General features: G+C 37.2%; 26 protein-coding genes. 20 read left to right on the top strand and 6 right to left on the bottom strand.

Annotation, left to right across the window (positions count from 1 at the left end):
- The first annotated feature begins 158 nt into the window (after positions 1-158).
- Positions 159-1,292, top strand: coding sequence for a bifunctional cystathionine gamma-lyase/homocysteine desulfhydrase (locus FG383_RS13150; RefSeq protein ID WP_142607850.1), 1,134 nt, complete (start codon positions 159-161; stop codon positions 1,290-1,292).
- Positions 1,293-1,339: 47 nt separating this feature from the next.
- Here FG383_RS13150 and FG383_RS13145 read toward each other — a convergent pair whose 3' ends face one another.
- Complete coding sequence (locus FG383_RS13145) at positions 1,340-2,647, bottom strand: MFS transporter (protein WP_246096996.1); 1,308 nt, start codon at positions 2,645-2,647, stop codon at positions 1,340-1,342.
- Positions 2,648-2,875: 228 nt separating this feature from the next.
- Entirely contained in the window at positions 2,876-3,124 is a 249-nt protein-coding gene (locus FG383_RS13140) for a hypothetical protein (protein ID WP_142607848.1), read from the bottom strand.
- 177 nt (positions 3,125-3,301) lie between these two features.
- Here FG383_RS13140 and FG383_RS13135 point away from each other — a divergent pair, with 177 nt between their 5' ends.
- A complete protein-coding gene (locus tag FG383_RS13135; RefSeq protein ID WP_142607847.1) occupies positions 3,302-4,156 on the top strand; it encodes a DUF2268 domain-containing putative Zn-dependent protease in 855 nt (284 codons plus the stop codon).
- Here FG383_RS13135 and FG383_RS13130 read toward each other — a convergent pair.
- Positions 4,134-4,835: a class I SAM-dependent methyltransferase gene (locus FG383_RS13130; protein ID WP_246096998.1), complete on the bottom strand. Its 702-nt coding sequence runs from the start codon at positions 4,833-4,835 to the stop codon at positions 4,134-4,136. The genes FG383_RS13135 and FG383_RS13130 overlap by 23 nt on opposite strands.
- A 308-nt stretch (positions 4,836-5,143) precedes the next feature.
- On the opposite strand from FG383_RS13130, the gene FG383_RS13125 reads away from it, so the two are divergent.
- From FG383_RS13125 to FG383_RS13085, 9 genes are all read left to right on the top strand, one after another.
- A complete protein-coding gene (locus FG383_RS13125) occupies positions 5,144-6,451 on the top strand; it encodes an aspartate aminotransferase family protein (RefSeq protein WP_142607845.1) in 1,308 nt (435 codons plus the stop codon).
- Between the two features lies 1 nt (position 6,452).
- On the top strand, positions 6,453-7,250 hold the full coding sequence (locus FG383_RS13120; protein WP_142607844.1) for a transporter substrate-binding domain-containing protein: 798 nt from the start codon (positions 6,453-6,455) through the stop codon (positions 7,248-7,250).
- A 270-nt stretch (positions 7,251-7,520) separates the two neighbouring features.
- The gene (locus FG383_RS13115) at positions 7,521-8,177 is read left to right on the top strand and encodes an amino acid ABC transporter permease (protein ID WP_142607843.1); all 657 of its coding nucleotides are present in this window, start codon (positions 7,521-7,523) and stop codon (positions 8,175-8,177) included.
- Positions 8,170-8,892: an amino acid ABC transporter ATP-binding protein gene (locus FG383_RS13110; RefSeq protein WP_142607842.1), complete on the top strand. Its 723-nt coding sequence runs from the start codon at positions 8,170-8,172 to the stop codon at positions 8,890-8,892. Before FG383_RS13115 ends, FG383_RS13110 begins: the two co-directional genes overlap by 8 nt.
- An 887-nt stretch (positions 8,893-9,779) precedes the next feature.
- Positions 9,780-10,280 carry a GNAT family N-acetyltransferase gene (locus tag FG383_RS13105; protein ID WP_425467650.1) on the top strand — a complete coding sequence of 167 codons (501 nt, stop codon included), beginning with the start codon at positions 9,780-9,782 and terminating at the stop codon, positions 10,278-10,280.
- Positions 10,281-10,369: 89 nt separating this feature from the next.
- Positions 10,370-10,810, top strand: a complete 441-nt coding sequence (gene fabZ / locus FG383_RS13100) for a 3-hydroxyacyl-ACP dehydratase FabZ (protein ID WP_425467649.1) — start codon at positions 10,370-10,372, stop codon at positions 10,808-10,810.
- Between the two features lie 231 nt (positions 10,811-11,041).
- Positions 11,042-11,407, top strand: a complete 366-nt coding sequence (locus tag FG383_RS13095) for a DUF2089 domain-containing protein (protein WP_142607840.1) — start codon at positions 11,042-11,044, stop codon at positions 11,405-11,407.
- Positions 11,408-11,419: 12 nt separating this feature from the next.
- Positions 11,420-11,800, top strand: coding sequence for an SHOCT-like domain-containing protein (locus FG383_RS13090; protein ID WP_142607839.1), 381 nt, complete (start codon positions 11,420-11,422; stop codon positions 11,798-11,800).
- Between the two features lie 9 nt (positions 11,801-11,809).
- Positions 11,810-12,091 carry a hypothetical protein gene (locus tag FG383_RS13085; RefSeq protein ID WP_142607838.1) on the top strand — a complete coding sequence of 94 codons (282 nt, stop codon included), beginning with the start codon at positions 11,810-11,812 and terminating at the stop codon, positions 12,089-12,091.
- A 54-nt stretch (positions 12,092-12,145) separates the two neighbouring features.
- Here FG383_RS13085 and FG383_RS13080 read toward each other — a convergent pair whose 3' ends face one another.
- Positions 12,146-12,781 carry a GntR family transcriptional regulator gene (locus FG383_RS13080; RefSeq protein ID WP_142607837.1) on the bottom strand — a complete coding sequence of 212 codons (636 nt, stop codon included), beginning with the start codon at positions 12,779-12,781 and terminating at the stop codon, positions 12,146-12,148.
- A 242-nt stretch (positions 12,782-13,023) separates the two neighbouring features.
- Between FG383_RS13080 and garR the strand changes: the two genes are divergently transcribed.
- The 4 genes from garR to FG383_RS13060 are packed head-to-tail and all read left to right on the top strand — an operon-like array spanning position 13,024 to position 17,602.
- Positions 13,024-13,917 (top strand): 2-hydroxy-3-oxopropionate reductase, encoded by an 894-nt coding sequence (gene garR, locus FG383_RS13075; RefSeq protein WP_142607836.1) that lies wholly within the window; start codon positions 13,024-13,026, stop codon positions 13,915-13,917.
- 3 nt (positions 13,918-13,920) lie between these two features.
- On the top strand, positions 13,921-15,366 hold the full coding sequence (locus FG383_RS13070) for a four-carbon acid sugar kinase family protein (protein ID WP_142607835.1): 1,446 nt from the start codon (positions 13,921-13,923) through the stop codon (positions 15,364-15,366).
- 19 nt (positions 15,367-15,385) lie between these two features.
- Positions 15,386-16,222: a class II fructose-bisphosphate aldolase gene (locus tag FG383_RS13065; RefSeq protein ID WP_142607834.1), complete on the top strand. Its 837-nt coding sequence runs from the start codon at positions 15,386-15,388 to the stop codon at positions 16,220-16,222.
- A gap of 57 nt (positions 16,223-16,279) precedes the next feature.
- Complete coding sequence (locus FG383_RS13060) at positions 16,280-17,602, top strand: gluconate:H+ symporter (protein WP_142607833.1); 1,323 nt, start codon at positions 16,280-16,282, stop codon at positions 17,600-17,602.
- A 64-nt stretch (positions 17,603-17,666) separates the two neighbouring features.
- Here FG383_RS13060 and FG383_RS13055 read toward each other — a convergent pair whose 3' ends face one another.
- Positions 17,667-18,353, bottom strand: a complete 687-nt coding sequence (locus tag FG383_RS13055) for a GntR family transcriptional regulator (RefSeq protein ID WP_142607832.1) — start codon at positions 18,351-18,353, stop codon at positions 17,667-17,669.
- A 249-nt stretch (positions 18,354-18,602) separates the two neighbouring features.
- Between FG383_RS13055 and FG383_RS13050 the strand changes: the two genes are divergently transcribed.
- Genes FG383_RS13050 through FG383_RS13035 form a run of 4 tightly spaced genes read left to right on the top strand, consistent with a single transcriptional unit; the run spans position 18,603 to position 22,020 of the window.
- Positions 18,603-19,493 carry a DUF6282 family protein gene (locus FG383_RS13050; protein ID WP_142607831.1) on the top strand — a complete coding sequence of 297 codons (891 nt, stop codon included), beginning with the start codon at positions 18,603-18,605 and terminating at the stop codon, positions 19,491-19,493.
- On the top strand, positions 19,494-19,895 hold the full coding sequence (locus FG383_RS13045) for a cupin domain-containing protein (RefSeq protein WP_221887526.1): 402 nt from the start codon (positions 19,494-19,496) through the stop codon (positions 19,893-19,895).
- On the top strand, positions 19,885-20,658 hold the full coding sequence (locus FG383_RS13040; RefSeq protein ID WP_142607830.1) for an HpcH/HpaI aldolase family protein: 774 nt from the start codon (positions 19,885-19,887) through the stop codon (positions 20,656-20,658). Before FG383_RS13045 ends, FG383_RS13040 begins: the two co-directional genes overlap by 11 nt.
- Before the next feature lie 33 nt (positions 20,659-20,691).
- Complete coding sequence (locus FG383_RS13035) at positions 20,692-22,020, top strand: MFS transporter (protein ID WP_142607829.1); 1,329 nt, start codon at positions 20,692-20,694, stop codon at positions 22,018-22,020.
- A gap of 453 nt (positions 22,021-22,473) precedes the next feature.
- Here FG383_RS13035 and FG383_RS13030 read toward each other — a convergent pair whose 3' ends face one another.
- Positions 22,474-23,361: a LysR family transcriptional regulator gene (locus FG383_RS13030; RefSeq protein ID WP_142607828.1), complete on the bottom strand. Its 888-nt coding sequence runs from the start codon at positions 23,359-23,361 to the stop codon at positions 22,474-22,476.
- A 143-nt stretch (positions 23,362-23,504) separates the two neighbouring features.
- On the opposite strand from FG383_RS13030, the gene FG383_RS13025 reads away from it, so the two are divergent.
- Positions 23,505-24,485 (top strand): DMT family transporter, encoded by a 981-nt coding sequence (locus FG383_RS13025; protein WP_142607827.1) that lies wholly within the window; start codon positions 23,505-23,507, stop codon positions 24,483-24,485.
- Positions 24,486-24,511: the final 26 nt, after the last annotated feature.

The following is a 24,511-nucleotide window of genomic DNA, read 5'->3' as shown; positions in this document are numbered from 1 at the left end:
ATGAAAGCCTCCGGTAGAAGTCACAGATTTTTATGGAGCAAGGTTGATTAAAATCGGAATGCACTGTTTTCTGCGACGAGCAGGAGCATTGTTTTCCCTGCGACGAGCTTGCGCAGGAGCACATATGCCAAGGCGAATTTGAAATGGAGGAAAAGTAAATGCGTGCGAAAACGAAGCTAATTCATGCAGGTATTGTTGGCGATGAAGCAACTGGAGCAGTATCGACACCGATTTATCAAGTGAGTACGTATAAGCAAGAATCGGTTGGGAAATTCAAAGGTTATGAATATTCACGTACTGGAAATCCTACTCGCCATGCATTGGAAGTATTAATAAGTGATTTGGAAGGCGGAGTTGCTGGATTTGCATTTGCTTCTGGAATGGCAGCAACGAGTTCTGTGATGATGCTTTTCAACAAAGGGGATCATATCATATTAACGGATGATGTGTATGGTGGAACCTATCGAGTGATGACGAAAGTATTAAATCGTTTTGGACTTGAAGCTACTTTTGTGGATACGAGTGATATAGCTGAAGTGGAAGCAGCTGTGTTAGAAAACACAAAAGCGATATTTTTGGAAACCCCGACAAATCCTTTATTGAAGATTACAGACATGGAAGCTGTCGCAAAGTTTGCCAAAGAAAAAGGACTGCTCACCATTGTAGATAACACGTTTATGTCACCTTATTTCCAGCAACCAATTGCGTTCGGAGCAGATATTGTTGTGCATAGTGCGACGAAATATATTAGTGGGCATAGTGATGTAGTAGCGGGCTTGGTCGTTGTCAATTCCGAAAAGCTTGCGACTGATTTACATTTCGTACAAAATGCGGTTGGAGCGGTGCTTGGACCTCAAGATTCTTGGTTATTAATGCGGGGCATTAAAACGCTCGGACTTCGTATGGAAGAGCATCAGTCAAATGCCCAGCAAATTGCTGAGTTTTTGAATAATCATGAAGCTGTTGGAAAAGTATATTATCCAGGTTTTGTGGAACACCCTGGACACGAGCTAATGAAAAAACAAACGACTGGTTTCGGTGGGATGATCTCCTTTGATGTTGGAAGTGGAGAAAAAGCAGATGCGTTACTTGCGAAGCTACGATACTTTACATTAGCGGAAAGTTTAGGAGCCGTGGAAAGCTTAATCTCCGTACCAGCTAGAATGACGCATGCATCGATTCCTAGGGAGCGCCGTTTGGAATTAGGTATTGTGGACGGGCTTGTACGAATATCTGTTGGGATTGAAGATGTGGAAGATTTACTAGAGGATTTAGCACAAGGATTAGCATAATTTAGGGGTACCAATTCATTGATGACTTGGTACCCATTAATGTAAGTTTAAGAATTACTTTGTTTGCTACGTGACCAAACAACTACTGGGATAAGCAATAATGAAAGGATCCCTCCGGTAAGTGAAAGAGTTGTATAACTAGAATGAGCTAACACCATGCCAGACAGTGCTCCGCCAGATGCCCCTACCAAAGCGATCAATACATCAACAGATCCTTGTGTTTTTGCTCGAGTATACGGATTAGTAGCATCTACGATAAGTGTCGTACCACTTATTAATCCAAAGTTCCAACCAATACCAAGTAGAGTGAGAGCGATGATTAGTACTGGGATTGAATCGGTAGGTGCTATAGCAGCGATAACACCAGCTAGAAGTAAAGTAGCCCCGGCAGCAATAGCCATTGCCGTTCGTCCAACCTTGTCGACGAGTATTCCCGTTACAAGAGATGGTAGGTACATCCCACCTATATGGAAGCCGATAACTAGACCGACCTCTTTTAAACTATGTCCATGATGCCCCATATGAATAGGAGTCATTGTCATAATTGCAACCATGACAATTTGTGTTAAAACCATTACCGTAGCACCAACGATAATTAATGGTTTGTTATTTGCTATTATAGTAGATTCAGTATCTGAATGTTTACTATTGTTCGCGGCCTTTCCTTCAGCAATAGCTTTCGCAACATTAAAAGGATCAGGGCGAAGCAAGATAAGAAGAACTAAACCGGCAAGTATAAAGGCTGCCGCAGATAAAATGAATGGACCTGCAAGGGCGGGAACCCCAATTGATGCAGCAAATTCTCCCATTACTTCGACTAAGTTTGGACCTGCAACAGCCCCGAAAGTGGTTGATACCATTGCAATACTTATTGCTGTTGCTCGTTGTTTTGGCATTGCTAGATCTGTACCTGCATATCGGGCTTGTAAATTTGTAGCAGTACCTGCCCCATAGATTAACAGAGATGCAAATAGAAGAAGAATATTATTGGTAGCTGCTGATATCACTACCCCAATCGCACCAATCCCACCAGTCAAGAATCCTGTTGCTAGTCCAAAACGTCGCCCGAAACGTTGAGATAATCGTCCTACAAGTAGCGCCGCTACAGCAGAACCCAAAGTGATCAATGCAACCGGAATTCCTGCAAAACTGTCTGTACCTAGCATGTCTTTTGCTAGAAGTGCTCCTACGGTTACCCCTGCTGCAAGCCCTGCTCCACCGAATATTTGTGAAATGACAACGATGATCAATGTCCTTCTATATAACTGTTGTTGCTTTTCAGGAGAATCGATGTAACTTTGTAGCCAAGTTGGCTGATTCTCTAAAGGTGTTGACTCGGTTTCTTGATCCGGCATTATGTAGTACTCCTTTTTTGAATAATTCATATTATGAACTCTAATTTCATTATACACAGTCTTTCTACTAGTTTGGAAGATTTGATTTGGAAGGAGGTTTTACGAACACTGTGTTAGAAAATAACGTAAAAAAAAAACTAGAAAAAAAGAAAGGAAAAATGCTAATTCCCTTTCTTTTTTTCTACAGATAAGCATTATGGAATGTATTCGAATAGAATAGGATATGTTTTACCATAAAAAAGCGGAAGCCAGAACGATTCCGGTAATAGCACCGAGGGCAATACCAAAGCCAATTCCAAATCCTTCACCAAAGAAACCTAAACCATATCCACCAAATTCATTATCTGGTCGAATCCAAACAGTATTTCTGCTAACTCTTGTAATTTCACCTACATAAACTCTCCCACCACGACAAGTTATTCTCACTCGTTGTCCATGATAATTACAACATTGATTATATAAATTAGATCGATTCATTTTCATCCTCCTCTCACGATAATTTACATACATGTATGTCCTATTAACATATGCGCTTCAGAATATGGCACGAAAGACAATCGTCTACTGAATGATGGATTGCTAAAAATATCAAGTTTCATAAATAATTTGAAATATAAACATATGATAAAAGTAAAAGGAAAAAGGAAGAGATGTATGCCAGTAATTCAAACGCAAAATCTGCTTTATAAGTTTGTTGAACTATGTGAAGAGCAATCAGGAAGAGGAGCAACTACCAAGCATTCCGAGATATTAGGTGGACCACTTATGAAATTATTTCCCACAGTAGATCCAGAGGTAGTCCAGTATGAACTACTAAGAAATGGTTTATTTCAGCCGGGGGAGTGGCGGAACATAAAAGATATTGTCCAACGAATGGAAGCTCAAAATGTATGGCAAATCGTAAAACAAGAATATAAAATGTTAAGAAAACGGTGGAATGGCCCGAAAGTTTCCATCTATATTTTCCCAATAAAAAATGCAACTGCAAAAACAAGAAAGGAAACACCTAAAAAAAATGGTATAGCGTATAGAGGAGCATTATTTTTATTTCTATCTCCTGATCTCCATACGGAAGAAATAAAGGCTCTCTTTGCACATGAGTATAATCATGCATGCCGATTAGAGTATTTGAATATAGCTCCAAATAAGATTTCTTTAAAGGATTCGCTAATTATTGAAGGACTTGGGGAATATGCGGTAAAGGATGTATACGGTGAAAAGTGGTTAGCGCCTTGGATAAATCTTTATTCATTGGAAGAAGCTCTTCCCATATGGAAAAAGCACTTTGTACCTTCGTTAGATGTTGCAGGAGTTAAAAATCATCATCTTTTTTTATTTGGTAAAGCTGGAAGTCGTTTTCCGAAATGGATTGGTTATCATATAGGTTTTCAAATTGTAGATAGTTTTCAAAAGAAGCATGGACCCTTTCCAAATAACGAATTATATAGAAAATCCTCCGAAGAAATAATTGCAAGTTCTGATTTTCCTATGAAGACAGATGACATTTAAATACCCGATAGCCAATGAAGTGATGATTTTGAACGATGAATTGATGATGTATCTCCCATAGATCGTAGAATTTCGACTGGATGTTTTCCGATTGATTGACGTCTTGAAGTTCACTTGGTGATAGTGTGGATGGTGTTTTTATCATTTCAATTTTAGTGAATCCGGCTTGGTGAAGTCTGGATATCCACTCTTCTTCCCTTAAAACTTCGCATATTCCATATAGATTCTGTATTTCCTTTTGTAAATCTATTGGTAAATTTGGTTCCACTACCATTTCGATGATAATCATTCTACCGGTATTTTTTAATACTCGGGCAAGTTCATCTAATGTTTTCGAAATATTAGTAAAGACGATCACTGATTCGGCAATAGCGAAATCAAAAGAATCATCTGCAAAACTTAAATTTTCTGCGTCTCCTTCTATCACCTTGATAGGAGGATTATTATTTTTAAATCTTTCTTCTGCCTTTTCAACCATAATGGGGTGTTTATCTATCGCAGTTACTTGGCAGTGAAACTTTTTTGCTAAGAAAGCAGCGGTCTGCCCTGTCCCACAACCTACATCTAGAACAGTTTCTACCGGAAGAATTTTTTCATTTTCCAGTATAGATTGGGTTAAACGAAATCCCCCTGGATGCGCACTACCGACTCCAAAATAAGCCAATAAATCTAAATACATATTAGCCACTGAAAATCTCTCCTTTTTTAATAATACACATATAGTATGCTTGTCGTTCGCGGCGGAGCTGTATGGGGAGATTAGATGAAAATTATAAGAAAAAAGAAAAATGTATTTCCGAAAATTTGACCAATTTAAACTTTTAGATTCACGAAAAAACTTGTTGAATATTTATACACAAGGGCATATATTGTATACATGTCAAAAAAAGTAGTTAAGGATGAATAAGACATTTCATGCTAATAATATAAATAGTTGGCTCTATGTTATAAAAGTGAATAACTTATGGAAAAGTGAAGGTGAGCAGTTTGAGTAACTGGTTAGAATTATATGATAATATGGGAGATTATTTAGCGCCAAGTATGGCAAAAGATCACCCAAATATTCCTATTGTGAAGGAAGAGGGATGCTACTATTACGGAGTAGATGGCAAAACGTATTTGGATTTTACATCGGGAATTGCGGTAGCGAATACTGGGCATCGTCATCCAAAAGTTGTCCAAAGTATTAAGGACGCGGCGGATCAACTTGTACATGGTCCATCTGGCGTTATTATGTACGAATCTATTTTAAAGCTCTCCAAAAATCTAGGGCATGTATTACCAGGAGATTTAGATTGCTTTTTCTTTGCGAATAGCGGAACAGAGGCAATTGAAGGTGCATTAAAACTTGCGAAATTCGTGACAGAGCGCCCGTATGTTATATCATTTACTGGTTGTTTTCATGGTCGTTCCCTTGGGGCGTTAGGTGTGACAACATCGAAGAGTAAATATCGTAAGTTTTTACAGCCATCACATTTGTCTTATCAAATTCCATATGCAGACGTAAAAGGTTGCCCTGCTGGAGTTGATCCTGAGATTTACTGCGTAGAACAGCTAGAGAAGGATTTTACACGTCTCTTTAAGCACCAAGTAACGCCTGAAGAAGTGGCTTGTGTCATTTTAGAGCCAGTGCTTGGAGAAGGTGGATATATTATTCCTCCGAAGGCATGGGTGAAGAAAATTCGAGAGATTTGTGATGAGCATGGCATTTTATTAATTTTCGATGAAGTGCAAACGGGCTTCGGTCGTACTGGTGAATGGTTTGCAGCACAATACTTTGGCGTGACACCAGACATTATGGCAATCGCAAAAGGCATTGCATCTGGTCTTCCATTAAGTGCAACTGTCGCTTCGAAAGAATTAATGAAAAAATGGCCACTCGGCATGCATGGTACTACATTCGGTGGAAATCCAATTGCATGTTCAGTTGCTTTAACAACTTTAGAAATATTGCACGAAGAAAATCTCGTGGAAAACTCAAAAATGGTTGGGGCATACGCAACGGAGCAGTTAAAAAAACTTCAAGCAAAATATCCAATTATAAGCGATATCCGCTCAGTTGGATTAATGATAGGAATCGAAATTTCCAATCCTGAAACGGGTAAGGTTGATGGACAAGCAGTGATGGAAATTCTGGACTATGCGTTAGAAGAAGGTGTACTTTTCTATTTATGTGGAAACGAAGGGGAAGTTATTCGAATGATTCCTCCTTTAACCATAACAAAAGAACAAATCGACGACGGTTTAGAAATGCTTGAAAAGGCAATTAATCGTTATATGGAAGGGAAAAAATAAAATGAAAAACAAATTATTTATGGCAATGCTAGTACTAGTAATCGCTTTATTAGCAGCTTGTGGTACGAAGTCAGACAACGAAAAATCATCCGGTAGTGAAGGAACATCAGAGGACAAAAAAGTATTAGTGATGGGTACATCTGCAGATTATCCACCATTCGAGTATGTGGATACAGCAAAAGGGGAAGAAATTATTGGATTTGATATCGACCTTGCCAATTTAATCGGTGAAAAATTAGGATTTGAAGTGAAAGTGGAAAACATCGACTTTAACGGCTTAATCCCAGCAATACAAGCAGGAAAAGTAGATTTCGTTTTAGCAGGTATGACTCCAACGCCAGATCGTGACAAAGTAGTAGATTTCTCGAATCCATATAACGAAACAGTTCAAATGGTTGTTACGAAAAAAGATAGTGGCATTGAAAAAGTAGAGGATCTAGCTGGTAAAACAGTAGGTGCACAAATTTCTTCGATTCAAGAAGAACTTGCAAATGAATTAGCAACAACGGTAGATATGAAAGTGGAAAGCCGTAACTTAATCCCAGAAGTAGTACAAGAATTAATGACAAAACGCTTCGATGCTGCAATCATTGAAGATATCGTAGCTGAAAATTATGTGGAGCGTAATGCTGACTTAACTTATTTCCCGGTAGTTGTTGATGATCCTGACTTTAAAGCAGCTGTATTCCCAGAAGGAAGCGAGTTAAAAGCACAATTTGACCAAGCAATTCAAGAATTAACGGATAGCGGTAAAATCGAAGAATTAAGAGAAAAATGGTTTGTAGTAGAAGCAGAATAAGTTCAATTTCATTCAGCAAAAATAACTGCTGAATGAAATTGAGGCCTCCGGCGGATGCCACAGATTTTTAGAGGAATTTATCGAGAAAGCTCAGGCCTGCGTGATGCAGGTCAGTTAGCTGTTGTCGCAAGGATGCGACGTTCTTAGGCTAACTTCCTTACTTGATCTGGGCGCAATGTTTTCTGCGACGAGCTTGCGCAGGAGCAAATACGCCAAGGCGAATTTGATTCAATTCATTTATATAGTTCGAATAGAAAGGAGGGCAACGATATGTTAGATTTTCAAGCAGTCGTTCCCTCTATTCCTTATATATTAAAGGGAATAGGTGTTACGCTTCAAATCGTTATTGGAGCAACTATACTAGGAATGGTGCTTGGTATTTTACTGGCACTTTGCAAGATTGGAAAAATTAAAGTTCTACGATTAATAGCGGATTTTTATACATCCATTTTCCGTGGAACTCCGCTTGTTTTACAATTAATGATTATTTACTATGCAATTCCACAGCTTTTTGATATTAATATTGACCCGATGCCAGCGGCTATTCTTGCATTTGGTTTAAATTCTGGTGCGTATATTTCAGAAATTATTCGTGGTGGTATTAATGCGGTCGATAAAGGTCAGCAAGAGGCATCTCTTGCATTAGGTATTCCATATGCAAAAATGATGAAAGACATTATTTTACCGCAGGCAATGAAAAACATTATGCCATCATTAATGAACGAATTTATCACATTAAATAAAGAGTCTGCAATTGTAACGGTAATAGGTGCTTTAGATATTATGCGCCGTGCTTATGTTGTTGGTGGTTCAAATTATCATTATTTAGAGGCATTAATGGTTGCCGGTGTGATTTATTATATTATGACGCTCATTTTAACATTCCTTGGCAAAAAGCTAGAAAAGAGGATGAGTAGAAGTGATTAAAGTAGAGAACTTGCATAAATCTTTCGGTAAAAATGAAGTGTTAAAAGGCATTTCAACTGAAATCAAAGAAAAAGAAGTAATTGCGATCATCGGTCCATCCGGCTCGGGTAAGTCTACATTTTTACGCTGTATAAACTTATTGGAAGAGCCGACAAGTGGCATCATTACAATTGGTAAAGATGTTGTAACGGACAAGCGCACAAACATTATGAAAGTACGTGAAAATGTAGGAATGGTATTTCAGCATTTCTACTTGTTCCCTCATAAAACGGTGCTTGAAAATTTAACGTATGCACCAATGAATGTACAAGGCGTTTCCAAGAAGCAGGCAATCGAGATAGCGGATGAGTTATTACATAAAGTAGGACTTTATGAAAAACGAGGCGAGTATCCAAATCGTTTGTCTGGTGGACAAAAGCAGCGTGTGGCGATTGCACGTGCGCTAGCGATGAATCCATCTGTTATGCTTTTTGATGAACCGACTTCTGCGCTTGATCCTGAAATGGTCAAAGAAGTGCTAGAAGTTATGAAGACTCTTGCACATTCTGGTATGACGATGGTCATCGTAACACATGAAATGAACTTTGCACGTGAAGTAGCAGATCGTATATTATTCCTTGATGGCGGTCAGCTTGTAGAAGATACACCACCTGCACAGTTTTTTACGGAGCCAAAATCGGCTCGTGCAAAAGAGTTTTTAGAGAAAGTTTTATAGTAGATAGCGAGCAATCCCTTTTATGAAGGGGTTGTTTTTTTTGTTTTGTACGGGATATAGGGAGAATATGTCGTAGTGACCACTATGATTTCTACTTCAGGGCGACCACTTTCCGTAGGGTGAGCGAAAATCAATAAAAATTGCTTGCTTATTAGTACCGACCCACAATAAACCAAGATTATATCCAATTTTCCAATTGCGGCCATCCAGTAAATGGCTTAGAGCAACCAATTGGTCATTGAAAGCAATCAAATCTAGTCTGAAAGTAACCAAATCAACAGGAGAGCAATCAAATTACTCGTGAAAGCAACTAATTCTTAAAATAACAAGTTTACTTGGAGTGAGACGACTATATCTATGACTTGGTTTGTAAACGTTGTGCAAATGACCCATAATGTTGCGCGTTTGAAGGGGAACGTTGCGAGTACCGCTTGATATGTTGCGCATTTATAAATCGACCTCCATCTAAAAAGAGCGGATGCTTTGCCATATGTCGTATTTTCGTTATTATGTGCGTCATTCCATTCAAACTTCCCAATTTGCTATATCGGGTCACAGACAGGCACTTTAACGTTTTTGTTCTGAACATTCCATGCCTAATAAAACAATTTACACAAAGTTCGAAAATATGAAACAGATTACTATATTAATACGTAGAATAGAATGTGAGAGCCCAAGAAGGGGAAAATAACTCTGGCTACAATGTAAATGTCCGCTGTTCTCGCTTTTTAAATTTTAGTTTATTTGATTCATGGTTTTATTTTAAATGAATTATACTGAATACAAAAATACGAAGAAAGTACAAGCGAAAATCCTTCGTCTAACGAGAGAGTTTATTTTTAGGGGAATCGTTGTGAAGAAAAGGCAATTATACATAAAAAGGGGAAATGAAATTGACCATCACTCTTCAGGAAGTTTTAGAAACAGAAGCACCTATATTGCTAAATATGTATTCGTTATATTTGCATGATCTTTCAAAATTTACCCCCAATATTAATATTGGAGCAGATGGTTTATTTCCTTATGAAGATCTAGAGTTGTTTTGGAAAACGGAAGGAATCTCGCCCTATTTCATTAAAAATGATAATGACATTATAGGTTTTCTGCTACTCTTAGAGCGACCTTTCTTAAAAAAAGAAAATGATTTTAGCGTAAATGATATTTTTATATTGAATAAATATAAAGGTAAAGGATTAGGTAGCGAAGTGCTAGAAAAATTGTTTGAAGAAAAACCCGGGAAGTATTTTGTTATGGAACTTGTTGAAAATCTCCCAGCAGTGGCATTTTGGAAGAAGGTATATGCACAATTAAATATAGTATTTGAAGAAAAACATGAATTGGTCGATGATGAACCGTGCTTAATTCAAACATTTACAATTAGTGAATAGAGATACTTTAAACTTTTCTAGAGTTGCAGCAACACTTATTCATTTAGGGCTTATTTTAAGATGAAAAATTAAGTCGAAAATCATAACGAATGGAGGAGTTCATATTGTTTGATACGCAAGAACTGAAAACTATTATTAAACATCGCTATCCATTTCTTTTAGTAGATAGGATATTGGAATTAGAAGAGGGAAAAAGAGCAGTTGGCATAAAAAATGTGACGGCAAATGAAGACTTTTTTAACGGACACTTTCCTAATTATCCAGTTATGCCAGGTGTATTAATTGTGGAGGCGTTAGCGCAAGTAAGTGCAGTTGCGATGCTAACGCAAGAAGGTAACCAAGGACGGTTAGGGCTATTAGCGGGAATAGATAAATGTCGATTTAAGCGGCAAGTAAAACCAGGTGATCAACTTCGTCTAGAAGTGGAAATCACTCGTATAAAAGGTCCAATTGGAAAGGGGAAAGGTGTCGCTACGGTAGATGGTGAATTAGTTTGCGAAACGGAACTAATATTTGCATTTGGTAATTGATATTAATTGCATTACTATTGTTCAATGCTAGAAAATAAAAAAGCGTCTTCTTCTACAAATAACTCATAGAAGAAGATGCTTTTTTGTAGATATTTCACTTGATGTTTAATTACGAATTAATATTATTAATTATATGCATTGTTTTTGTTTAATTATTTAATTTGTACATTGATTTTGTGGTTTTAATACTATATGATGAATACAAATGAGAGGAGGGAGTGAACAGCTATTATGGCCTATCAAGTTATTAGTCAATGTCCTGTCTGTGATGAAACATTAAAAATTACGAAGCTGCACTGCTCGCACTGCCACACAACAATTGAAAATGAGTTTGAGTTATCCAAACTTGCTTCCTTATCGAGTGAGCAACTTCGATTTGTTGAAGTATTCCTAACATGTAGAGGGAATATTAAGGAAGTGGAAAAAGAAATGGGAATTTCCTATCCGACTGTTCGTGGGAAATTGAATGAGGTTGTTAGCTCTCTAGGATACGAAACGAAGAAAAAAAGTGGAGTAGATGAGAAAAAGGTAATTGCAATGCTAGAAAATGGAGAAATAACTTCGGAAGAAGCGATTAAACTTTTAAAAGATGAATAGGGGGAATGAAAGATGGATGCAGAAATTCAAAAAGTATTAACAATGGTACAAGAAGGTAAAGTCGATGCAGCTAAGGCCTCTGAGCTTATTCAAGTTTTAAAGGAAAGAGAGACTAGTATCACCCCTTCGCCCAAATCATATATAGATAAAACATTGAAAGTACGAGTGGTTTCAGCAGAAAATGATAATGTTACCGTCAATTTGCCAATCAAGCTAGTGAAGGTTGTGTTACTAGCGGGACACAGTATTGCCTCCAGTATTCCTCAGTCGGAAAAGTATGTAAAAGACATCGATATTAACTTAATTCTAGACGCAATTGAAAATGAATTAGACGGACAAATTGTGGATGTTAAATCTGCAAATGGTGATGCAGTTTCCGTTACGATTGAATAGAGCGATAATATGATCAACATAAAAGTGAAAACAAAAGGGGTACGGTTTTCTCTTCCTGTTCCATACTTGTTCTTAAATCTAGGCATTTTTATACTTACTTCAGAATTTGTGCAAAAACAAGTGAATAAATGGATAAAGGAATCCATGAAAGAAAACGAGATGCCATTTACGATTCCACAGCTAAATAAAAAGGAACTTGGGAAAATCGTAAGTGAACTAAAAAAACATAGAGGGTTAGAGATTGTTGACGTTCAAGCAAAAGATGGTACAGAAGTTTTTATTAGGCTGTAAAATGAAAAAAGGTAACAAATGAGCGGGTCTACTAGCTTATTTGTTACCTTCTTTTTATTCGTTTCTGGAACTATTTAAAATTTGTAAGCAAAAATCCAAGTCCTCTTTCAGATGGTCTTCCATTAGCTTCTTCGCCGTTTCACCATCTCTTGCTTTTATCGCTTCATAAATTTCCTCATGCTCATCTATTAATCGAGGGCGATTGTATAGTACTACGGTTTTGCGAAACAGATAGATGATGGGTTTCATACGATCGATTGTGTCTATCATCAGAGCGTTCCCGCTAGCTTGCACGATAATTTCGTGAAATCGTTCATTTGCATCCATTATTTCTTCTACTTTTCCTTCTCTTCCTACTTTGATGCAATTAGAAAGAGCATTTAAATCTTCTTCGGGCAAATAGGTTGCTGCTGCTTTCGCTGAGAACCCCTCTAGTAAACTTCTAACTTGAAATAAGTTGCGAAGATCTTTTTCTGTAGGTTGTACCACTTTTTTATTGACGATAAGCCCTTCATGACTTAATTGGCGCAGTGATTCTCTAATAGGAGTACGGCTAAATCCTAAATCAGTGGCCAATTTTTCTTCCACAATTTTTGTGCCACCTGGCATATCTCCGTTCAAAATTCGATCACGAATCACTTCATATGCTTGTTTGGAAGCAGAGCGAGAATTTTTATCGTTCTGAATCATTGCTTTCACTCCAATTTTCTATCTCATTACTATCAAATTTATCAAAAAAAATAAGGGAAAGGAAGCCTAAATCAAAAAAGTGTTTATTTTGTGTACGAAACAAATAAAATTGTGTACAAAATAATAAAAAAAGTATACAATATAAAATGTTAAAGACATTGTAAACGGTTTCAGCTAGATATTATTAAAACGTATGGTACACATTAAAATAAGGAACACTAACATAAATAGGAGGAATAATTATGTCTAAAAAAATTGGTTTTATCGGTTTAGGAATTATGGGCAAACCTATGGCATTGAATTTACTAGCTAAAGGGTACGAAGTAATGGTGAACGACCTTAATAAAGAGGCAGTTCAATCTTTAATAGATGCTGGTGCAATAGCTGGCGATTCTGCAAAAATAATCGGTGAAAACAGTGACGTAATTATTACAATGCTTCCTGCTTCTCATCATGTGCAACAAGTTGTACTAGGCGAGAATGGCGTACTTAGCGGAGCGAAAAAAGGTGCAGTCATTATCGATATGAGCTCGATTACACCAGTTGTTTCAAAAGAACTTGCAGCGACTGCTGAAAAACAAGGAGTAGAAATGCTTGATGCTCCTGTTAGTGGTGGAGAGCCAAAAGCGATAGATGGTACGCTTGCGATCATGGTCGGTGGTAAAGAAGAAGTATTTGAACAAGTGAAAGATGTACTTTATGCAGTAGGTGCAGAAGTGACGTTAGTTGGGGCAAATGGAAGCGGAACTACTGCGAAGTTAGCTAACCAAGTAATCGTCAACTTAAATATCGCTGCTATGTCAGAAGCATTAGTATTAGCTGCAAAAGCTGGTATCGATGTGGAAAAAATGTATCAAGCAATTCGCGGTGGACTTGCAGGAAGTGCCGTACTAGATGCGAAAGTTCCTTTAATCTTAGATCGTAATTTTGTAGCTGGTGGAAGAATTGATATTAACTTAAAAGATATAACAAACGTAATGGATACAGCGCATAGTATTGGTGTACCAATGCCATTATCTAGCCAACTTTTAGAAATTTTCCACGCATTAAAAGTAGATGGGAAAGCGGCAGATGATCACGGTGGTATTGTTCAATACTTTGAAAAACTTGCAAATGTTGAAGTTGGGAGAGTTTAAGCCATGACGACAATAAATAGTACAGAAAAGCGATTAGCTGAGGAAGTTTTAGGAAATATCCAGGTAGTAGATACACAAACTGTAAAAGATATGCTGGAAAAAGAATTAGCTAGTTTAAATAAAAAAATCATCGTGCTGGATGATGATCCAACAGGTGTTCAAACAGTACATGGTGTTTCCGTATACACAGACTGGTCAGTAGATAGTATCGAAAAAGGGTTCCAAGAAGAAAATTCGATGTTTTTTATACTGACTAATTCTCGAGGATTTACTGCTGCAGAAACAAAAAAAGCACATATAGATATTGCAACTAATATTGCAGAAGTGGCGAAAAAACAAAACAAAGAATTTATTGTCATTAGTCGTGGAGATTCTACCTTAAGAGGTCATTACCCACTGGAAACAGAAGTGTTAAAAGATACAATCGAAGGACATTCGGACCTTCAATATGACGGCGAAGTAATTATTCCATTTTTCAAAGAAGGCGGTCGCTTCACAGTGGATAATATCCACTATGTACAATACGAAGAGTATTTAGTACCTGCTGGAGAGACTGAATTTGCGAAAGACAGAACATTTGGTTATACAAAATCACATTTAGGTGAATATGTAGAAGAAAAATCAGATGGAAGATTTACAGCAGAAAACGCTACATATATTTCACTGGAGAGCTTACGCTCACTTGATATAGAAGGAATTACAAATCAATTGCTTCAAGTAACAGATTTCAACAAAGTAGTTGTGAATGCAGTCGATTATGTCGATGTAGAAATCTTTGTCATTGCGCTTGCTAAAGCAATGAAATCTGGGAAACAATTTATGTTCCGAAGTGCAGCTGCGCTGACAAAAGTAATTGGCGGAGTAAGTGATAAAGCACTTTTAACAAGAGAAGAGTTAATTCAAGAAGAAACGAATCATGGTGGTTTAATCCTAGTTGGATCGCATGTTAAAAAAACGACGGAGCAGCTAGAAGTATTGAAAACAAGTGATTTCATCGAATTCATTGAATTTAATACGCATCTTGTATTACAACCTGAAAAATTCCAAGTAGAAATAGATCGAGTGATTTCAACTACGGAAGATTTAATTCAGAGTGGTAAAACCGTTACTGTTTACACAAATCGGGAAAGACTCGATCTAGGTGAAGGTAAAAATGAAGAAGAGTTAAAACTATCGGTTAAAATCTCCGATGCAGTTACAAGTATCGTCGGGCGACTAACTGTGCGTCCAAATTATATTGTTGCAAAAGGCGGCATCACATCTAGTGATATCGGAACTAAAGGGCTAGAAGTAAAACGTGCAACGGTAGCTGGTCAAATTCAACCTGGAATTCCTGTCTGGTATACAGGGGAAGAAAGTAAGTTTCCTGGAATCGCGTACATTATTTTCCCAGGTAACGTAGGTGCAGTTACAACCTTAAAAGATACTGTGGAAATCTTAAATAAGTAATTAGCAGGGAGAGACTTACATGTTAGTAAATACAAAAGAAATATTAACAAATGCGCAAGCCGGTAAATATGCGGTCGCAGCATTTAACGTATACAGTTTGGAAACAGTTCAAGCGGCCATTCGTGTGGCGGAACGAGAAAACCAACCAGTAATTATCGCATTAGGAGAACGCTATTTTCCAACAGTGGATGTAGAAGGTTTTGCTGCACTTGTAAAAGCAATCGCAGAGAAGTCTCCGGTTCCTATTGCTCTTCATCTAGATCATGCATATGAAAAAGAATCGATTATTCGTGCGATCCGCTCTGGATTTACATCTGTTATGTTTGACGGGTCTGCCTATGAAATAGAAGAAAATATTCGTCGAACGAAAGAAATTGTAGAAATAGCGCATATGGCTGGTGTATCTGTAGAAGCAGAAATTGGTTCTTTGGCAAAAGGAGATTTCTCCGATGAAGAAGAAGGAGATGGCACTTTAACAGATCCAGAATCTGCGAAGAATTTTGTTGCACAAACAGGTGTCGACTTTTTGGCAGCTGCTATCGGAACAGTACACGGCATGTATAAAGGCGAGCCTAAAATTGATTTACCTCTTTTAGAAAGAATAGAGCAAGCTGTTGATGTACCACTTGTGCTTCATGGTGGATCAGGGACACCTGACGCGATCGTTCAGCAAGCAGTACAACTTGGTATTTGTAAAGTGAATGTCAATACAGAAGTATCCATGGCTGCTGTTTCTTATTTACAAAATGCTTTTGAGAATAAACAAATGCCTCATCTTTCAATCGTTATGGAAGAGATGCAACAAACAATGGAATCCGTTATGACAAAATTTGTACGTTTATATGCAAATAAATAAGAATTGTCCCCGTGAAACACACGGGGACAAACTTCTAACTCGAAATGGGGAATTCGAATGCCAATAGTATCCATTTGTATAGGGGTAGCACTTTTACTTCTATTAATGATTGTATTTAAGTTAAATGCTTTTATATCGCTTATACTAGTTTCTCTTGTAGTAGGCATTTTAGAAGGTATGTCACCAATTGAAGCAATGTCATCTGTTCAAGGTGGTTTAGGTGGAACCCTTGGAAGCCTAACCATGATTATTATCTTTGGAGCAATCCTTGGTAAGTTAATGACAGACTCGGGTGGAGCGCAACGTATTGCGATGACACTAATCCATGCGTTTGGAAAAAAGAGAGTTCAATTAGCAGCTGTTTTGACAGCATCTGTCGTTGGGATTGCATTGTTTTTTGAAACAGGAGTTGTTGTACTAATTCCTTTAGTATTTACAATTGCTACTGCAGCTGGAGTGCCAGTTTTATATATTGGGATGCCGGTAATCGCAGCACTTATTACGATGCATGGTTTTGTTCCTCCGCATCCAGGACCGACTGCTATTGCTAGTGTGTTCAATGCAGATATTGGGAAAACGTTAGTGTATGGAATTATTATTGCGATTCCAGCGATCATTATTGGTGGACCAGTATTTACTAAGTTTTTCAAGAAGGAATCTTTAGAAATCGAAATTCCAAAAGGACTTTTTAATCCAAAAGAATTTACGGATGAAGAAATGCCTGGATTTACAACAAGTCTTGTGACAGCGTTAATGCCGGTTATCTTAATCGCTTCTCATGTAATTGTCGTGATAGCTGCACCAAATTCAGCTGTTATGCCGTTCTTTGATTTTATCGGTAATGCCAACGTCGCATTATTATTATCTGTGATTTTCGCATTCTTTACGTTTGGCTTGAATCGCGGTAGAAAAATGAAAGAAGTTATGCAATCAGTTACAGATGCGGTTAGTGGAATTGCAATGATTCTATTAATCATCGCTGCCGGTGGTGCATTTAAACAAGTATTAATCGACAGTCATATTGATCAATATATCGCAGACATTATGGCAAGCTCAACACTTTCACCATTACTTCTAACTTGGTTAATCGCCGCTATTTTACGAGTAGCTGTAGGTTCAGCTACGGTAGCTGGTATGACAGCAGCTGGTATTGCAGCACCTCTAGTTGGGATTACTGGTATAAGCCCAGAGCTAATGGTATTAGCTGCCGGTGCCGGAAGTATTACGTTCTCCCATGTGAATGATGCTGGTTTCTGGATTTATAAAGAATACTTCAATCTTACTATTGGGCAAACGATTAAAACATGGTCTGTTATGGTAACGATTCTTTCGATAGTTGGACTAGCAGGCGTGTTACTTATTAATATGATTATTTCTTAAATGAAAAGCGTATTCTTCTACAGATGAAATTTTGTAGATGAATACGCTTTTTTATGTTCTCGAATTAGTTTTCGCCCCAAAATTGGCTAGAAACTTTTAAGGCATTTAGTACGACTTTAAACCCATGTTCTTTTTGTGCATAGATTAATTTAGAGGCGTTTTCTTCGTCTTTGTTTTTTAATGCGTTCACTATAGCTAAGTGCTCTTCATTGGAAGCTAATAATCGATCGGGATCATGTTGGAAAATCGACTTTGAATTTTCACTTCTAAGATATAGATTTTCGATGATTTCTATTAAAACTGGTGCGTGTGACGAACGATATAATTGCTTGTGAAATGCTCGATTGGTATGTGTATATTCCTCAATGTCATTATTCTTTAGATGTTGTTCCATCTCTAAAACAAGATTTTCTAACAGCATGATTTCTTCACTTGTCGCTGATTTTGCAGCTAAACGAGTGGCTAACGGTTCGAGCTCAAGTCGAATAAGAAACATTTCTTCTAAATTTTTTATATTAAATGGTGCAATTCTAGCCCCGCTATGTGATTTAATCTCCAATAAGCCGTCCGCAGTTAGTTTTTTTATCGCTTCACGCACGGGAATGTCGCTAACCTCTAGTTGTCTTGCTATCTCTCTAATAATGAGACGGTCTCCCGGTTTGTATTCTGCTGCAAGTATTTTTGCACGAAGGAACTCGTATACTTTTTCAGATTTCGTCTTCCCTTCGAGCGTATCAATTTTCTTTACCATGGAATCTCTCCTTTTATGTAATACATATATAATTTTCTTCTAATTAAATATCATTTTAGTTCAAATATGATACTTATACAACTTAAGGAAAAAATAGTTTAGGATATTCATTCATTTACTTCATTTAAAATTTTTAAAAAAAAGCTTGAAAAAGTAGAACTATTAGAATAATATATAAATTAATATAAATCATATATAATTTGATGAAGATTATATCTCTTTTATATTTGATAAAAAGGAGCTGATTTTATGAATACAGATTTATTGGAAGGTGCTTATGATCTTCATGTGCACACGGGTCCTGATGTAAATGAAAGAAAGCTTGATGACTTAGAGATGGCAGAACGTGTTCAGCAGATGGGGATGAAAGGGTTCGGTATTAAATCTCACTATTTTTGTACAGCGGAGAGAGCAAGACTAGTGAAGAAACTATATCCCGCAGTCGATCCAATTGGCGCTATTTGTTTAAATTATCCATCGGGTGGTATTAATCCGATTGCCGTAGAGATGGCTGCAAGAGACGGAGCCAAAATTGTTTGGATGCCGACATTTGATGCAACAAATGAATTGGAGTACACATTTAGTCAAAGCAGTTATGAAGAGCTGCCACCTTGGGCAAAAGTGCAACATGAATTAAAAGAACAAGGTAAAACACAAGCTGGTATTTCCATTCTTGAAGATGGCAAGTTAACTAAAAGTACTTTTGAAGTATTAGAAATTATAAAACAAAACGATTTAATATTAGCTACGGGACATTTAGGGAAGCAGGAAATCTTTGCATTAGTTACTGCAGCAAAAGACCTGCAGCTTAAAAAAGTAGTAGTAACGCATCCGACATTTTCATCTGTCAATCTTTCAAAAAAGGAGCAGAAGGAACTAACAGAACTTGGTGCGTTTATGGAACAGTGTTTTGGTGTTATTACCCCAGTATATGGTATTGATTGGCCAGGACTGTATGAAGCAATTAAGTATGTAGGACCTGAAAATTGTTTCTTATCAAGTGATTTAGGACAGACAAATAATCCATATCCAGATGAGGGCATGTTAACATTTGTAAATAACTTACTTGCGAATGGATTTTCGAGAGAGGAAATCAAAACAATGACAATAACAAACACAAACTTTTTAGTAGAAGGATAATTGTCAATAAAACATGAAAATGAAAGCGATGCCATAAAACGATTAATGGAGGAAGAAATGGAAAAATTACAATTGAAATCTAATAACTGGGACCTGATGGAAGAAGTATTAGTTCGTGAGGGAGTAACACGTAAAGCATTCAGCGGAGAAGGAGCAACTTTAGCACTGCATGTTTTGCAACCAGATCATGAACCAAAACCACATAGTCATTCATATGAACAAATTGTTTATATACTAGGTGGAAAAGTGAATTTCCATGTTGGTGAGGAAGTAGTCGTATTAGAAAAAGGCGGTCTTTTGGTTGTCCCACCAGATGTAGAACATTATGCAGAAGTTGTAGGGGATGAGCCTGTTTATAATTTAGATATTTTCACGCCGAAGAGAGCGGAATATGATGCTTAATGAAAATATAAAACGATCATTTAAAACTAGCTTAGAAAAGGGACGGCCCCAATTAGGGACATTTGTTAAGATAAATTCTCCGGAAATGATTGAACTATTAGGGATGGCCGGATTTGATTTTATCATCATTGATATGGAGCATACGACACTTGCGTTCCATCAGGTGGAACAAATGGTAAGAGTTGCGGACTTACACAAGATGAGTACAATTATTCGCCTTCCTGATTCCAGTCGAAGTAGTATTCTTCGGGCATTGGACTTAGGAGCAACAGGTATTCAAGTTCCCCAAATCGAGGATGCTGATGAGGTAAAGGAAATTGTGGACAAATCAAAATATCATCCGCAAGGTTCTAGGGGGCTAACATTTGCCCATCGAGCTGCGAAATTCGGAAACACACCAGCTAATTATTTGGAAGAAGAAAATTTGGCGACTACCATTGCTGTTCATATAGAAACAGTAGGTGCTTTTGAAAATGTAGAACAGATATGCGAAGTGGAAGCATTAGATGTGGTATTTATTGGTCCTTTAGATTTAAGTGTTTCATTAGGATTAGACGCGAATTATATAGATGGAAATCTTGCGGAGCCAGTGATGAAAATTGTAGACGCTTGTAGGGAAAACAATAAAATTCCTGGAATTGCCGTATCGAATGAAGAGCAGTATCAGTTTGCTATTAAAAATGATATTCCATATATTGTATGGTCTTCAGATGTTGCACTATTTAAACAAGCGATTGATTCAGTCGTTCGACTAGTAAAATAGAACAAAATTCAAAGGGGAAAAAGGGGTGTAAAAATGGTAGAAATTATGAGTAATCCAGTTTCAGCTAAAAAAACGAGTGATGAAAAGCTTAGTAAAGATGGTAAAAAGACTGTTACAACTGCATTTTTAGGGTTCACGGTAGACATGATCGATGTATATTTACCAATTATTGCATTAGCACCAGCAATGATTTATTTCCAACCGGCAAATCTTTCACCAACCATTGCTACAACGTTATACTTTACAATTTTTGTATTATCACTTATTGGGCGTCCGATAGGATCCTTCATATTTGGATTTCTTGGGGATAAAATTGGTAGAAGAAAAACTACGTTGATCGCTATTTTAGGGCTGTCCGTTACAACTTTTATGATAGCACTTTTACCTGGTTATAGTGTTTGGGGACTGGGAGGAATTATAGCAATTGCAGCTCTAAGGTTCTTGTCAGGAATCTTTATGGGAGGCGAGTATACGTCCGCTAACCCGCTAGCAATGGAAATGAGTCCGAAAAGTAAAAGGGGATTATTTGGGGGACTTATAAATGCTGGTTTCCCATTAGGTACAATTATTGTATCCGTATCAACATTAATCACGTTAAGCTTATTGCCAGCTGGAGATGCTACTGCTCCATATTCGGTTTGGGGATGGAGAATACCATTTCTATTAGGTGCTTTACTTTCATTAATACTGTTTATTTATTCTTATTTTGAATTACCAGAATCGGAAGTGTGGAAGACTTCTAAGAAAACGACCAACCCATTAAAAGCACTATTTAGTAAAGAACATTTTGGACAACTTGGACAAGTATTTTTACTAATGAGTGGTGTTTGGTTTGTAACGAATGCCATTATCTCTTCTTTACCAGGGATGTTGAAAATGCTAAATGTAAGTAGTACAACTTCTACTTACTCACAGCTTTTTGCTAATATAGTTCTGTTCGTTCTCTTTATATTAGCTGGTGCTGTTAGTCAAAAAGTTGGTAGAAAATCAGTGTTGACTATATTTGGTGTTTTGAGTTTTACAATAGCACCAGTCATCTACTTCTTTTTATTAAAGGGTGGCTATCAAAACCCAGTGCAATTAATGATTCTTGTAATTGTTGTGCACGCACTCGTTATACCAGTGTTCGGCGTTCTAACTTCTTATATTACAGAACGTTTTGACACGAGTGTTAGAGCTTCAGGCTATGGAGTTGGGTATAGTCTTGCATTAGTTATTCCAGCACTTACTCCATTTATCATGTTAGGCTTACAGAATTTTATGCCTTATGTATATACGCCTATTGTTATTTTAATAATTGGGGGACTATGTATTACAGCTGGAGCGCTTCTTGGTCCTGAAACGAAAGATGTAGACTTTTAATTTCCTATATTGATGAAACCCAACCTTTCTAACGGAGAGGTTGGGTTTTGTTGTCTAGGAAGTTATAGAAGAAAAATTGTGGACAACTGTCTATAAGCAACAGCGGTTATGCTACTTTTTGTCCTCTAAACTCTATTAGTTGCTTTGGCGGGCAATTTAGTTGCTCTCGTGCCTAATTTAATTGCTTTCAGACTAGAACTAGTTGCTTTCATTGATTGTTTTGTTGCCCTAAGCCATTTACTGGATAAACGCAATTGGAAAACTGACTAGAATTTTGTTTTTTAGCCAGCCTACACTGCAAATTGATCAATTTCTGTTGCATCAGGCGGAAAGCGTCCACCATGCAGCAAAATCATAGCGGTCAATACGATGTACTATCCTTTATAAGGTTAGTTTTTTGCTTTTTAGGAATATGAATGAAAAATAGAACGTGATATTGCTCGATTGATGCTTTTAATTGTTGATGAAAGATAGTGGCTCTATCAGTTCCTCATTTGTATGTTCAATCGTTTCGATAAACTTTTCGATAGTGGACGTTAGATAAGCATTGGAACGTCTAATGAATATTGTTTTGATTTTACTATATTTTTCGGGAAGGATATGACATTGGATAAGACCTCTTTTTTCTAGATGGGAAACAGCGGATCTTGGAACGAATGTAATGCCAAGTCCTATTACAACACTGCTTAAAATGGTTTCTAATGTCCCAAACTCCATCACTTTCTGAGGAGTAATATTTTGATCTTTGTACCATGCTTCTAGTCTCGCACGATACCCACACCCTTTGCTAAAACAAAGGAAGGGCTTATGAATTAATTGGTCTAACGAAGTAGTGCTATTGTCCGAAATTAAGACAAGCTCTTCTTCAAAGACATCATGAGATATAAGATCAGGGTGCCTATCTGTTTCTGTAACAAAAGCACCGTCCAAACGATGGTTCAACACATCTTGTTGTAATTGGTCTGTTACACCAGTTAATAGAGACAAATCCACGTTTTTATACTTCTTCGTATAGGTAGATAATATCGTTGGTAATTGGATGACTGTTTCTACCGATCCTATTTCTAACTTCCCGGAAGGATCCTCGCCACTTTGTACGACTTTTTTCATTTCATTCGTAAGTGTTAAAATTTTCTCGCAATAGACTAATAGTTTTTTTCCTTCTGGTGTTAAACTCATGCCACGATTATGTCGATTAAATAGTGGTGTATTCAGCTCTGTTTCAAGCTTATGTATTCTCGACGTAATATTCGATTGTACATAACTCAATGCTTTTGCCGCTTCTGTAACGGTTCCTTTTTCCGCAACCATTTGAAAAATTTCTAAGTCTTTAAATTCCACTTTTCGCCACTCCCCTGCCACTTCCTATGTAATTATTATGATATCACTAATAATGATAGGAATCATCATTAATATTCGTTTTACATGATGGCTGAAAATGGGGTTTAATAAATATGGCAATTATGTGAAGGAGTAGATGTGTTGTGAAAAGTAATGTTCTATTAGGTGCTATATTATGTCTTATTGCAAGTGTGTCGTGGGGAGCAATGTTTCCTGTCGCGCATGATGCTTTTCAATATATAGATCCATTTTATTTTACTATTATCCGTTATGGCGCAGTAACGGTCATTTTAGTTGCAATTCTGTTTTGGAAAGAAGGAAAACAGGCATTTCAATTAGAAGGCAAAGGTTTCTCTTTATGGTTTTTCGGTACGATGGCTTTCACCGTTTATAATTTACTTATTTTCTGGGGAGAGGATCTATTAGGAGAGCCAGGGGTAATGGTCGCATCCATTATGGAATCTTTGATGCCAATGATATCGATTGTGATTGTATGGATGCTTTATAGACGTAGACCTTATACATTCACATTAATATGTGTGTTAATCGCATTTATTGGTGCTGCGCTCGTTATTACAAAAGGAAATGTTGGTGCTTTTCTATCCGCAACCGATAATATTGTTCCTTCCATTCTCATTTTGATCGCGGTTATTGGATGGGTAGTTTACACAATGGGGGGAAGTGAGTTTCGCGGATGGTCTGCGTTACGATATTCTACATTAAGCTGTTTACTTGGAACGATTTCAGCAGGCGTTATCGTTTTAATACTTACCCTTACTGGTTATGTACGTGTACCTAGTATGGAAACAATTACGATTGTCAGTCCGCACTTATTATTCATGATTATTTTCCCAGGGCTTATTGCACTCATTGGTTGGAATGTCGGTGTTAGCATTCTGACTCCACTAAACGGTCTGCTATTTATTAATTTTGTTCCTGTTACAACGTTAGTTATTTCACTTGCTCAAGGGAATCAAGTAAATTATGTTGAATTAATTGGAATTACGTTTATTATTTTCTCATTAATCGCAAATAACATGTTTTTGCGTAAGCAACAGCAGAACAATATACAAGCTTCCACCACTAAAGTTAAAGCGTCTGCTTCTATGAAAGAAATTTTATAGAAGCCAGACGCTTTTATGCGCTATAC

It is taken from the genome of Psychrobacillus soli (genome assembly GCF_006861775.1).
Taxonomy (GTDB): domain Bacteria; phylum Bacillota; class Bacilli; order Bacillales_A; family Planococcaceae; genus Psychrobacillus; species Psychrobacillus soli.
Note: the sequence above shows the minus strand (reverse complement) of the source record. Positions and strands in the feature narration are given on the sequence as shown.

Bases quoted from the DNA above. Each gene is read 5' to 3' on its own strand.
- garR (WP_142607836.1), top strand. From the start codon at position 13,024: ATGTCTAAAAAAATTGGTTTTATCGGTTTAGGAATTATGGGCAAACCT.
- FG383_RS13070 (WP_142607835.1), top strand. From the start codon at position 13,921: ATGACGACAATAAATAGTACAGAAAAGCGATTAGCTGAGGAAGTTTTA.
- FG383_RS13040 (WP_142607830.1), top strand. From the start codon at position 19,885: ATGATGCTTAATGAAAATATAAAACGATCATTTAAAACTAGCTTAGAA.
- FG383_RS13145 (WP_246096996.1), bottom strand. From the start codon at position 2,647: ATGCCGGATCAAGAAACCGAGTCAACACCTTTAGAGAATCAGCCAACT.
- FG383_RS13140 (WP_142607848.1), bottom strand. From the start codon at position 3,124: ATGAATCGATCTAATTTATATAATCAATGTTGTAATTATCATGGACAA.
- FG383_RS13035 (WP_142607829.1), top strand. From the start codon at position 20,692: ATGGTAGAAATTATGAGTAATCCAGTTTCAGCTAAAAAAACGAGTGAT.
- FG383_RS13060 (WP_142607833.1), top strand. From the start codon at position 16,280: ATGCCAATAGTATCCATTTGTATAGGGGTAGCACTTTTACTTCTATTA.
- FG383_RS13050 (WP_142607831.1), top strand. From the start codon at position 18,603: ATGAATACAGATTTATTGGAAGGTGCTTATGATCTTCATGTGCACACG.
- FG383_RS13055 (WP_142607832.1), bottom strand. From the start codon at position 18,353: ATGGTAAAGAAAATTGATACGCTCGAAGGGAAGACGAAATCTGAAAAA.
- FG383_RS13065 (WP_142607834.1), top strand. From the start codon at position 15,386: ATGTTAGTAAATACAAAAGAAATATTAACAAATGCGCAAGCCGGTAAA.
- FG383_RS13095 (WP_142607840.1), top strand. From the start codon at position 11,042: ATGGCCTATCAAGTTATTAGTCAATGTCCTGTCTGTGATGAAACATTA.
- FG383_RS13080 (WP_142607837.1), bottom strand. From the start codon at position 12,781: ATGATTCAGAACGATAAAAATTCTCGCTCTGCTTCCAAACAAGCATAT.
- FG383_RS13090 (WP_142607839.1), top strand. From the start codon at position 11,420: ATGGATGCAGAAATTCAAAAAGTATTAACAATGGTACAAGAAGGTAAA.
- FG383_RS13130 (WP_246096998.1), bottom strand. From the start codon at position 4,835: ATGTATTTAGATTTATTGGCTTATTTTGGAGTCGGTAGTGCGCATCCA.
- fabZ (WP_425467649.1), top strand. From the start codon at position 10,370: ATGGAGGAGTTCATATTGTTTGATACGCAAGAACTGAAAACTATTATT.
- FG383_RS13120 (WP_142607844.1), top strand. From the start codon at position 6,453: ATGAAAAACAAATTATTTATGGCAATGCTAGTACTAGTAATCGCTTTA.
- FG383_RS13135 (WP_142607847.1), top strand. From the start codon at position 3,302: ATGCCAGTAATTCAAACGCAAAATCTGCTTTATAAGTTTGTTGAACTA.
- FG383_RS13105 (WP_425467650.1), top strand. From the start codon at position 9,780: ATGAAATTGACCATCACTCTTCAGGAAGTTTTAGAAACAGAAGCACCT.
- FG383_RS13150 (WP_142607850.1), top strand. From the start codon at position 159: ATGCGTGCGAAAACGAAGCTAATTCATGCAGGTATTGTTGGCGATGAA.
- FG383_RS13085 (WP_142607838.1), top strand. From the start codon at position 11,810: ATGATCAACATAAAAGTGAAAACAAAAGGGGTACGGTTTTCTCTTCCT.
- FG383_RS13115 (WP_142607843.1), top strand. From the start codon at position 7,521: ATGTTAGATTTTCAAGCAGTCGTTCCCTCTATTCCTTATATATTAAAG.